Source organism: Bradyrhizobium sp. (assembly GCF_049586575.1).
GTDB lineage: Bacteria > Pseudomonadota > Alphaproteobacteria > Rhizobiales > Xanthobacteraceae > Bradyrhizobium.
On sequence record NZ_JBAVCF010000380.1, the window covers coordinates 1 to 10,367 of the forward strand.

The following is a 10,367-nucleotide window of genomic DNA, read 5'->3' on the forward strand; positions in this document are numbered from 1 at the left end:
GGGCGGGGCCGCTCGCGGCGCGACAAGGGCCCCTGCCGCAGCGCTAGCCGGCCCACCGCACTCCAGCCGAAGAAGCGGTTGACGCGTTCCAGGATGACGTCAGAAGCGTGCTGGATCTCAAGCGCCATCGGGCCTTCCACCCGCAGCACCAGCGTCGCCGGTTCCTGTTGTTGTCCCTCAACCGGCCGCGGCCACTGCATCTTCAGCGGTTCGCAATGGGCCGACAGCTCAGGGCCGATGATTTCGCGCCAGCGCGTGACGAGTTCGCGCGCGGCAAAGCCCTGCTTGGCATAGGCGTCGGAAAAGACGTCGCTGAGCAGGACGGAAAGCGGCTTTGCGAACATCGGGCCGGGCTTGGCCATGTGTGCTTCATTTCCAATCGAAGTTTTCCTGGTGATTTCCGTCAGGAGCTTCGGCCGCTTCCTCAAGTGACGCTATAAGACGGCATGACCTTAGCAAATGCGGCCGTCCGGCGGAAGAAAACACCGTCCCCCGATATTGCAGACCCGCTGGCTGCGCGTCCCGCGCTGCTTCTGGCCTGGTACGACCGGCATCGCAGGGTCTTGCCGTGGCGTCCGCCGGCGGGCCGTCGCCCCGATCCCTATGCGGTGTGGCTGTCGGAAATCATGTTGCAGCAGACCGGGGTCAAAACGGTCGGACCTTATTTCGAAAAGTTCCTGGCGCGCTGGCCCGATATTGCCGCACTCGGCCGCGCCTCGCTCGATGACGTGCTGCGGATGTGGGCGGGGCTTGGATATTATTCGCGCGCGCGCAACCTGCACGCCTGCGCGGTATCGGTACTCCGCGATCACGGTGGGATGTTCCCCGGCACCGAGGAAGGCCTGCGCGGCTTGCCGGGGATCGGGCCCTATACCGCTGCCGCCATCGCCGCGATCGCCTTCGATCGCCGGACCATGCCGGTGGATGGCAACATCGAACGCGTGGTGTCGCGGCTGTTTGCCGTTGAAGAGACGCTGCCACAGGCGAAGCCTGTCATTCAACGGTTAGCGGAGACGTTGCTTGGCGACTCCCGCGAAGAGAAGTCTCGCGCCGGCGATAGCGCGCAGGCGCTGATGGATCTCGGCGCCTCGATCTGCACACCGAAAAAGCCGGCATGCAGCCTGTGTCCTCTCAACGAGGGATGTTCGGCCCGCCAGCGCGGCGATCAGGAAAGCTTTCCGCGCAAGGCGGCCAAGAAGTCAGGCGAACTGCGCCGCGGCGCGGCCTTTGTCGTCACGCGCGGCGACGAACTGCTGGTTCGCAGCCGCCCCGAGAAAGGCCTGCTCGGCGGCATGACCGAAGTGCCGGTCTCGGAGTGGCGCGCCGGACAAGACGACAAGGCGGCGCTGGGGCAGGCGCCTCAGGTCGGCGGCGTTTCGCGCTGGCATCGCAAGCTGGGCGTGGTCACCCACGTCTTCACGCACTTTCCGCTCGAGCTTGTGGTCTATACGGCGCATGTCCCGGCACGTACCCGCGCGCCGAAAGGCATGCGCTGGGTGCCGATCGCAACGCTTGAGGGCGAAGCGCTGCCGAATGTGATGCGTAAGGTCATCGCGCACGGAATTGGTTAGCCGATAGCTGCTGACACCATGCTGGCAGCAGCTATCGGCTAGGTTGCCTCCGATGGAGGCTTGCAATGCTCAAAACCGCGCTCGACGATATTCCCGCTGCGCCGTCTGCCAGGCTGCTCGGTTGGCGGCTGATCGATGCCCGGCCCGATAGAGGCTGGCTCAAGGTCGGCTTCGACGGAAGGACCGAGTTTTGCAATCCGGCCGGCTTCATCCAGGGCGGCATTCTCTCGGCCATGCTGGACGACACCATGGGACCGGCTGCGCTTATGACGAGCGAAGGAAGATTCTACACCACCACTATCAGCCTGACCGTGAACTTCCTGGCGCCCGCCAGGCCGGGACCGTTGATCGTGGAGGCGCAGGTCATCCAGCTCGGCAAAAGCGTTGCGTTCATGGAGGGCAAGCTGATGGCCGACAACGGCGCCGTGCTCGCAACCGCCAGCACGACGGCGCGCCTGATCGAAGCGGCGAGGGCGCTTCGCCAGGACGTGTACTCATGAATCCGCAACGTCCGCTGTATCCCCGATAGCGACGCAAAGGATCCGGTGTTTATCAGCGCCCGAAAAGGTTCGCCCCGGTCCAGCGGCATGACCAAAATGATGCTTCGGGTTCAAAACCGGCCCCGTTCCGGTTGAGCGGTAGATCTCTGCCAGGCATCGAGAGTCGACGTCCCGCCTTTATGGGTTCGCGCTTAGATCGCCCTTTGCTGCGGCACGATCGGTGGTTTCGCGTTGAGGCCTTCGACCTGGAAACCGGCGACACGCTTGTAGTTGGCCGCGATGTCTTCCAGTTCCTGCCGCGACAGCACGTCGGTGACTTCATTGAAGCCGTCGGGGGCGCGTTCCTCGACCAGCTGCATCACCTGCTCGGGCCCGTTGCGTCGGTTGAGCAGGACAAGATCGGTCGTGGCAGGACGGCGCTCTGCTTCGTAGGCCTTTAGCGCTGCGTTGGTCGGGCCGTGGGCCAATATCTCGCGTGTCAGAACCCTGGCATCGAGAATGGCCTGCGACGCGCCGTTGGAGCCGACCGGATACATCGGATGCGCGGCATCGCCCATCAGGGTAACGCGGCCGAACGTCCATTGCGGAATCGGATCGCGATCGACCAGCGGATATTCGAACGCGTGTTGGCAATTGCGGATCAAGCCGGGGACATCGAGCCAGTCGAATGTCCAGTCTGTAAACCACGGTAGGAATTCTTCCAGCCGGGCGGTGCGGTTGTAATCCTCGCGCCGCCATCGATAGGTCGGCGGCATGTGCCGCTCCGCGATCCAGTTGATTTTGAAGTTGCCGTCGCGGTCGGGCTCTTTTGAAATCGGATAGCAGACGAATTTCAGCATCTCGTGGCCGGCCATGATCATGGTGCGGCCGGAAAGAAAGGCTTTCGCCGCGGTGACGCCGCGCCAGAGAATGCGTCCGTTCCAGATCGGCGGGCCTTCCTTCGGGTAAAGTTTTTCCCGCGCCGCGGAGTGAATGCCGTCGGCGGCGATCAGGACCGCGCCGTCGTAATCGCCTGCCGGTTTGCCGCTTGCCTTGTCGACGAAACTTGCACGAATGCCGTCGGGAGTTTCGGTCCAGCCGCTCAGGTGATGGCTGGTGAGGATGTTCTCAGGTCCCAGCCGTTTGATCGCGGCATCGAGCAGGATTTGTTGCAGCGTGCCGCGGTGTATCGAAAACTGCGGCCATTTATAGCCGGCATCCAGGCCGCGCGGTTCGCTCCAGATCGGCCGGCCGCGCTTGGAGAAGTAGGCTAGTTCCTTCGTCGCCACGGCCGCGGCATTGATCTCGTCGTGCAAGCCCAGTTCGATCAATTCGCGGACGGCGTGCGGAAGCACGTTGATGCCGACGCCAAGCGGCTTCAGCTCGACAACGCTTTCGAAGACTTTGGCGGGAACGCCGATCTGATGCAGGCTGAGCGCCAGCGTCAGCCCGCCGATGCCCCCACCGGCAATAAGAACTGTCATGATCCCCTCTATGTCAGCGTCATGACATGAGGGGCGAGCGCGGGCAACAGTGAAAAATGGGCCGATCCGCCCTCCGTGCTGCTGACAACACGCTGTCAGCAGGCCTGCGTTAGACAAGACGCAACGGAGAATGGCCATGACAGGGATTGCCAACGACTGCCGGAATATTCCGGTTGGATTGTACTGCGATCGTCACGCCCGGCGGCCGCGCCTCATTGCCGGCGTGGCCTTGAACGCATTGTCGACGGTGCGGACCTGGCGGGCCCGCGCGCGCTTTCGCCGCGAGCTCGCCGCGCGGAGCCACTATGAACTTCAGGATATGGGAACCTGCTGGTCGTCGATATCGGATGAAGTCAGCAAGCCGTTCTGGCGTGCCTGACCTGCCGCGCGGCGACGCCAATCAGGCTGCCCGCCGAAAACGGCGCCCCTCAAGGCGCCGTTTCATGATTTGGATCGGATCAAGCGGCTTTGGTCTTGAGGTGGCCGAACATGATGTGCTTGGCCTCATCATCCATTTCGGCCTTGAAGGTGAACTTGTCCTTCAACGCGATCGCGCGCGCCGCCGCCGGCCGTGCCGAGACTTCATCGTGAAGGCGCTTCACGTTCGGATATCTGGTGAAGACGTCGTCGCCGAGCACGTACGGCGCGAGGCGCGCCCAGCCCCAGAACGCCATGTCGACGATCGTATAGGTATCGCCGACCATGTACTTGCTCTTGGCGAGATGCTCGTCGAGGATCTTGTAGTGGCGATGGGCTTCATACTGATAGCGGTTATGCGCGTATTCGAGATCCTTGGGCGCCGCGTGCTTGAAATGCACGGCCTGTCCTGAATAGGGACCGAGGCCGGTCGCAATGAACATCAGCCATGACAGCAACTGCGCGCGGTTTTTCGGCGTGTTGGCGGGCATGAACTTGCCGGTCTTTTCGCCGAGATAGAGCAGGATCGCGTTGCTATCGAACACGAACACGCCGTCATCGTCGATCGCCGGCACCTTGCCGTTCGGATTCACTTTAAGGAATTCCGGCTTGAACTGATCGCCCTTGCGGGTGTCGACCGGAATGAGTTCGCAAGGCAGGCCGGTTTCTTCGAGAAACAGCGCGACCTTGTTGGGGTTCGGCGCGCCGTTGAAGTAGAATTTGAGCATTCTGATCTCCCTTTTTGTTTGTTGCGGCAAAATTCCAGCGCGGCAGGGCGCCACGGGCGGAGGTTCTTGCGCAAATTTTGCGGCAAAGGGCAAGCGACGAGTTTGTGAAGGGCGACGGGAAGCGGCCAAAATCCAGGCCGTGAACCCGTTGACCTCTCGCCGCCGACGGCTTGTCAGAGTCCGCCCCGCGTCGGTAGCGACCAAATTCCGCGGCGCAACCCCTCAGATTTGTTTAGGTGAGGCCGAGAGCAATCAGGCCGATTACTCCCGGTCCTTCCCGGTATCTTCAATCAAAACTGACGATTTCGACCCAGTTCGCATCCTTTCCTGCCGGATACTTTCCGATCAGCGTCAGACCGCCGCTGGCCTCATCGATCTTGTAGGATGAAATCGTGTCCGACTTTTTTCCGGAGACGACGAGAAACCAGGATCGCGAACGGCCGCCGCCGAAGTTGCCGACCAGCGCGGAGCCCGCGTGAAGGCCGATCCGGGTTGCGCCGAAATTAACGCCTCTGGATTTCCAGCGCTCGCGAAACTCCTCGGCCCATATATCGAGTGCGAGCGCGCAGGCAATTGCGCGGGTCGGGTTCGTCATCGACGACGAGAATGGTTGCGGTCATGCGGCCTGCCCAAGACGGGCGTCGATCTCCTGACGCAACAGCGCAAAGTCGATCGGTTTCGTCAAAAGACCGACCGCGCCGCCTTCGATCGCCTTGCGCCGTGTTTCTGCGTCCCCATAGGCGGTTATCATGATGACGGGAACGTCGGGCCGCTCCGCGCGCACCTTCGGCAACATTTCCAACCCGCTCATGCCGGGCATATTGATATCGGACAGGATCAGGATCAGCGATGGATCTACAATCTCGTCGGAAGCCCTGGCCAGTGCCGCCGGCGCCGATGGCGCAAACTCCATCGTGAAGCGTCCGGATTTGAGATCACGCCGGAATTGTTGACGGAAAAGGGTTTCAACATCGGGCTCGTCATCTACGACGAGGACGTAAACACTCAATTTGCGCTCCCCGCTTTTGCTGGTGCCGCCGCCGATCGCGGCAGCGAGATAATGAATTCAGTAGATTGGCCTGGCTCTGTCTCGACCTCTATCCTGCCCCCGTGTTGTTTCACCACGATGTCGTGGCTCATCGACAGGCCAAGTCCGGTGCCCTCGCCCGCCGGTTTGGTTGTGAAGAAGGGATTGAACATTTTCTCCTTTACTTCCTGTGGGATCCCGGTCCCGTTGTCCCGGATGCGGATTTCGACCCTGTTGCCGAAATCTTTTGTGGTCGCGCTCAGCGTCGGCTCGTAGCCTTCTTCGCCGGTTTCCTTGCGCTTGGTGGCTGCGTAAAAGCCATTCGAAATCAGATTGAGAAATACCCGCGTGATCTCCTGCGGGTATAGATCGATCATGCCCGCTTTGGGGTCGAGGTCGCGCTGCAGGGTGATATTGAAGCCGGGGTTCTCCGCTCGCGCACCATGATAGGCAAGGTTGAGACTGTCTTCGACGATTGCGTTGATGTCGGCAGGCCGGTGCTCGCCCGAACCTTCACGCGAATGCAACAACATGTTCTTCACGATCGAATCCGCGCGCCTGCCGTGCTGCACGACCTTTTCGAGGTTGCTCTTGAGCATTTGCGTGAGCTCGTCGATCTCTTGCCGGACCTTGTCGTCGAGCGCAGCCGGTTTGAGCACGCCGTTCAGTTCGTCGATCAACTCCGCCGAAAGCGCCGAGAAGTTGTTGACGAAGTTGAGTGGGTTCTTGATCTCGTGGGCGATGCCGGCCGTTAGCTGACCGAGCGAGGCGAGCTTCTCGGTTTGCACAAGGCGATCCTGCGCGGTACCAAGTTCTTCCAGAGAAAGCGAAAGCTCCCTGGTGCGCTCCTGTACCTGCTCGAACAAGCGCACGTTCTCGATCGCGATGACGGCCTGGTCCGCAAAGGTCTGAACCAGATCAACCTGCCGCTGGTGGAACGGCCCCGGCGCCGGCCTTCCCAGAAGCAGCACGCCTTCGACCGCACCGTCGCGCATCAGGGGCACAGCGAGCACCGCGCGGTATTCGCCGATCGCCGGAGCGTTGCCAAAATTATATTCGGGGTCACGTTCTACGTCCGGGATATGGACAGGCTTGCCGTCCATGAAAACCCGGCCTGTGATGGTATCGCGGCCGGGTTTGATCGGGTTGGCGTGCATAAAATCGAGAAATGCCTGCGTGCAACCCGACTCGGCCTGCAACCGCATGACCTCGCCGTCGCGCAGGCATATGATGCCGAGCGATGCGCCGCACAGCGATTTCGCGGACTCGGTCAGCGTCGTGAGCACCGATTTCAGGTCGAATGCCGAACGGCTGATGACCTTGAGCACATCAGCGGTCGCAGTCTGCTGCTGCAGGGCTTCGCTTAACTCTAAGGTCCGCTGTTCAACCTTGCTCTCAAGGCTGGCGTAGGATTCCTGCAGTCTTGCGCCCATGTCGTTGAACTGGTTGGCGAGGCCCTCGAGTTCGTCGCCCGTCTTGATCGAAATGTGCTGGGCGAAATTGCCACTACCCATGCGCTCGGCCCCGGCACGCAGCGCCTGGATCGGACCAACCATGCGCCGGGCCAGGAATACCCCGGCAAGCACCGCGAAGAGCGATGCCGCCACCAGCACGATGGCAAGGCGCTGCAGCGCGGCATAAAGCGAGGCGTAAGCCTCCTCCACCGGCAGTTCGACGAACATCGTCCAGCCGAGGGCGCCGATCGGCGCCGATGCCGTCAGCACCTCCTGGCCCTGTATGTTTTTTGTGCCCTCCAGCGATTCGGCGTCAGTGCCGGCCCGCGCCGCCTGCACCTGCGCGAGTTTCGACATATCGGTGTTTCGCAGAACGAGGCTGATGTCGGGATGCGCGATCAGCCGGCCTCCCGGGCCGACGACATAGGCGTGACCACGTTCGCCAACCTTGATTTGCGACACCACGTCCCAGATCAGTTTGAGATTGACCTCGGCAATGCTGACGCCGGCGTCCTTGCGGGTGCCCGCAAGCGCGAGCGTCATGTAAGGCTCGGACTCCCGGCGGAAATATACCGGCCCATAATAGACTTTGTGCGCGACCGCTTCGGTGAATTTCGGATCCTTGGAAAGATCAAGCCCGCTGTCGACGACATCCATGGCAAGACGTGATACCCGCAGCCGTTCCTTGCCTGTGGAATCGACTTGCGCCAGTTCGGTGATGGCGGGCACCTGCCGCAGCAGGCGCAAGGCATCGAAGCGCCGCTGCTCAATCGAGCCCGCCGACCACGGCAGCTGGGTGGTCCAGCCGAGCTGGCTTTCGATTTCCTTGATGAACTGTCCGATCTTGGCCGCTGCTGCCTCGGCCTGTTCGTGCTGAATCCGGATCAGCGCCGCCTTGTGTTCGCGATAATAGAAAAAAACCTCGAAAATTCCGTTCGAAAAAAGCGCGGCGCCGACCACCACGACGAACAGCGCGACGTATTTGGTGAACAGCCGGCTGCGGATTTTCGGACCCGATGGCTTGGCCTCTGCAGCCGCTTGCTCTACTTGCGCCGCTGCGAGCGCCCGGTCCTGAGAAGCATCGGAGTTGAGGGAAATGCTCATCCCTTACAATCTAGTAAGAATGCAACGGCGTGTCTTTTGGCTCATTCATTCGATCACCTCGTCGGCACGGGCGAGCACCGCTGGGGGTAGCGCGAGGCCAAGTGTCTTTGCGGTCTTTAGATTGGCGATAAACTCGTATCCAGTTGGCGCCTGGACCGGAAGATCGGCAGGATTTTCGCCCTTTAGAACGCGATCGACATAGCCGGCCGGAAGCCGGGCCAGTTTGATCAGATCGGGTCCATAGGATATCAAACCACCACGATCCACCCAGATCCGATGACTGTGAACCGCAGGCAATCGATGCTGGGCCGCCAGTTTGATGATGAGGTCGCGATGCGCAGACACGGCCGCGCTGGTCGTTGTGATAAGCCCCGCATTTGGAGAGCGCGCGATCTTGGCGATCCCGCTTTCGAGCTCACCATCGTCGCGCGGATCGATCGGAACAACGTCGACACCGAGCGAACTGGCGACCGACTGGATGACCGCAAATTGACCGACTCCAGATGTAATTGTGTGATCCCGAACGACGCCGGCGCGCGTAACGGCAGGGGAAGCCTGTTTGAGTATTTCCAGCCACTTGCCGCTCAGGCTGTAATCGAACCGCATAAAGCCGGTTGCATTGCCGCCGGGGCGCGCAAGACTCTCAACCAATCCCGCCCCGACGGGATCGACGACTGCCATGAACACGACCGGCACGGAGCGGGTCGCCTGCAGCAGCGGTCCCGTGGCGGTACCACCTGATGTAACGACGATATCGGGCTGTCCGGCGAGCAATTCCTCAATATGCCGTCGGATTTCTGCGGTCTTCGGAGCGACGCGGTGAATATTGATCGTCAGGTTCTGGCCTTCGATCCAGCCAAGGTCGTGCAGTCCGTCCCTGATCGCTTTCAGTGGGGCCTCATAATAAGGATCATCCTCCACCGTCTCGGTGAGAAGAATGCCGATACGCCGCACCCGGTCGGACTGCTGCGTGCGAGCGGCCAGAGGCCGGCAAGCAGCCATTCCTCCGATCAACCAGATGAATTCGCGTCGCCGCATTTCCGACCCCAGGGCCTGGACACAGCATCTTAGCGGCTCAATCGAACACTTTGATAGGGCCAAAATCCGGCTTTTGCCACCGCAACATAAGATGCTGACCTACGTCTGCTTCGGGTCATCAGCGTCAATTTTGGCCGAATATCAGCGACTTCTGGTCTTCTCCCCACAACCGGCGCGCCGAGCGCGAACCCGCTGGGCGTCTCGGGGCTCGAAGCGGACACAGGCTGGGAAATCTACAACGTGAGTGCATCATCGGATATGTGGCGGCCGCCTTCTTACCCTTTATCGTCGGTCGCCCCTGAAATGCAAAAAGGCGATGCTGAATTGGCGCCGGCTGGTCAGGTGATCCCATAATCGCTTGAGCCATGGCGCATGGCCCGTCGCTCCCGCACGGTCGGCGCGATGCGTAGCGCCCATATAGCGTGGGCGCAATGTGGTAGTCTTTCCATTGGATGGAACGGGTTGCTCGACTGGGTAGCTCACGCGCTCGGCGACGATATCCTTCGGGCCGATGAAGCCATGAACACCTGGTTCGTTGTCGTGATTATCCTGTTCGGAGTCGGCGCGCTGACCTTGCACGGGTACGGCCTGCGGCGCGTCCTGAGCTGGTTCGGCTGATTCGGCTGGTTGGTGCTCGGCGCGCTCCGGCTCGGTTACGGGGGCGAGCACCTGTGGCTTCGCTGCCGAGCTTGCAGTCTGCACATTGGCGCCATGCAGACAGCGACGCGCCGTTTCGATTTCGGCATCGCCGGCGCCGTGACCTCGTGCCCACTTTTCGGCGGCTGCTTCTGAATATCTGGCGACATAGAAACGAACAACGCCGCAGGAGACATGGCCAAACAACGGCACGCCCGCTGTGGCGGTTTGGCCGAGTGCAATCAATGTTACAAAAACAGGGATTGCTCGCCTGATCATCACTATCCCACCGTGAAGCAACTAACGCAGCACTCTCGATCGCCTCTGCTTTGGTCCACTCGCTATCGTCCTTGGATTGCGCGCTGGCTAGTGGAGTGGATTGACATTGGCAAACGGGGTCGCTGCCAGCATATCTGGCAGCCATCAAGC

11 protein-coding genes are annotated in these 10,367 nt (G+C 61.2%); 4 read left to right on the forward strand and 7 right to left on the reverse strand.

Features of this window, described 5'->3' with window-relative positions; translation table 11 throughout:
- A partial coding sequence (locus WB528_RS15060; RefSeq protein WP_423889211.1) for a DUF721 domain-containing protein occupies positions 1–362 on the reverse strand: 362 nt, incomplete at its 3' end.
- 84 nt (positions 363–446) lie between these two features.
- Here WB528_RS15060 and mutY point away from each other — a divergent pair.
- The gene (gene mutY, locus WB528_RS15065; protein WP_423889212.1) at positions 447–1,571 is read left to right on the forward strand and encodes an A/G-specific adenine glycosylase; all 1,125 of its coding nucleotides are present in this window, start codon (positions 447–449) and stop codon (positions 1,569–1,571) included.
- A 65-nt stretch (positions 1,572–1,636) separates the two neighbouring features.
- Positions 1,637–2,071: a PaaI family thioesterase gene (locus WB528_RS15070; protein WP_423889213.1), complete on the forward strand. Its 435-nt coding sequence runs from the start codon at positions 1,637–1,639 to the stop codon at positions 2,069–2,071.
- 191 nt (positions 2,072–2,262) lie between these two features.
- Here the strand turns inward: WB528_RS15070 and WB528_RS15075 are convergent, their stop codons facing one another.
- Entirely contained in the window at positions 2,263–3,534 is a 1,272-nt protein-coding gene (locus WB528_RS15075) for a flavin-dependent oxidoreductase (protein ID WP_423889214.1), read from the reverse strand.
- Positions 3,535–3,670: 136 nt separating this feature from the next.
- Here WB528_RS15075 and WB528_RS15080 point away from each other — a divergent pair, with 136 nt between their 5' ends.
- Positions 3,671–3,913, forward strand: coding sequence for a DUF1127 domain-containing protein (locus WB528_RS15080; protein ID WP_423889215.1), 243 nt, complete (start codon positions 3,671–3,673; stop codon positions 3,911–3,913).
- Positions 3,914–3,992: 79 nt separating this feature from the next.
- Here WB528_RS15080 and WB528_RS15085 read toward each other — a convergent pair whose 3' ends face one another.
- The 5 genes from WB528_RS15085 to WB528_RS15105 form a co-directional block, all read right to left on the reverse strand.
- Complete coding sequence (locus WB528_RS15085; RefSeq protein WP_423889216.1) at positions 3,993–4,679, reverse strand: glutathione S-transferase family protein; 687 nt, start codon at positions 4,677–4,679, stop codon at positions 3,993–3,995.
- Positions 4,680–4,965: 286 nt separating this feature from the next.
- Positions 4,966–5,274, reverse strand: a complete 309-nt coding sequence (locus WB528_RS15090) for a beta-propeller fold lactonase family protein (protein ID WP_423889217.1) — start codon at positions 5,272–5,274, stop codon at positions 4,966–4,968.
- 21 nt (positions 5,275–5,295) lie between these two features.
- A complete protein-coding gene (locus tag WB528_RS15095; protein ID WP_423889218.1) occupies positions 5,296–5,688 on the reverse strand; it encodes a response regulator in 393 nt (130 codons plus the stop codon).
- Entirely contained in the window at positions 5,685–8,264 is a 2,580-nt protein-coding gene (locus tag WB528_RS15100) for an ATP-binding protein (RefSeq protein ID WP_423889219.1), read from the reverse strand. The genes WB528_RS15095 and WB528_RS15100 overlap by 4 nt, the downstream gene beginning before the upstream one ends.
- Before the next feature lie 45 nt (positions 8,265–8,309).
- Complete coding sequence (locus WB528_RS15105; protein WP_423889220.1) at positions 8,310–9,302, reverse strand: ABC transporter substrate-binding protein; 993 nt, start codon at positions 9,300–9,302, stop codon at positions 8,310–8,312.
- Positions 9,303–9,674: 372 nt separating this feature from the next.
- On the opposite strand from WB528_RS15105, the gene WB528_RS15110 reads away from it, so the two are divergent.
- Entirely contained in the window at positions 9,675–9,920 is a 246-nt protein-coding gene (locus WB528_RS15110; protein WP_423889221.1) for a hypothetical protein, read from the forward strand.
- Positions 9,921–10,367 lie beyond the last annotated feature (447 nt).

Excerpts from the sequence above, each read along its gene's own strand:
- WB528_RS15075 (WP_423889214.1), bottom strand. The coding sequence starts at position 3,534 with ATGACAGTTCTTATTGCCGGTGGGGGCATCGGCGGGCTGACGCTGGCG.
- mutY (WP_423889212.1), top strand. The coding sequence starts at position 447 with ATGACCTTAGCAAATGCGGCCGTCCGGCGGAAGAAAACACCGTCCCCC.
- WB528_RS15070 (WP_423889213.1), top strand. The coding sequence starts at position 1,637 with ATGCTCAAAACCGCGCTCGACGATATTCCCGCTGCGCCGTCTGCCAGG.
- WB528_RS15105 (WP_423889220.1), bottom strand. The coding sequence starts at position 9,302 with ATGCGGCGACGCGAATTCATCTGGTTGATCGGAGGAATGGCTGCTTGC.
- WB528_RS15080 (WP_423889215.1), top strand. The coding sequence starts at position 3,671 with ATGACAGGGATTGCCAACGACTGCCGGAATATTCCGGTTGGATTGTAC.
- WB528_RS15110 (WP_423889221.1), top strand. The coding sequence starts at position 9,675 with ATGGCCCGTCGCTCCCGCACGGTCGGCGCGATGCGTAGCGCCCATATA.
- WB528_RS15085 (WP_423889216.1), bottom strand. The coding sequence starts at position 4,679 with ATGCTCAAATTCTACTTCAACGGCGCGCCGAACCCCAACAAGGTCGCG.
- WB528_RS15100 (WP_423889219.1), bottom strand. The coding sequence starts at position 8,264 with ATGAGCATTTCCCTCAACTCCGATGCTTCTCAGGACCGGGCGCTCGCA.
- WB528_RS15090 (WP_423889217.1), bottom strand. The coding sequence starts at position 5,274 with ATGACGAACCCGACCCGCGCAATTGCCTGCGCGCTCGCACTCGATATA.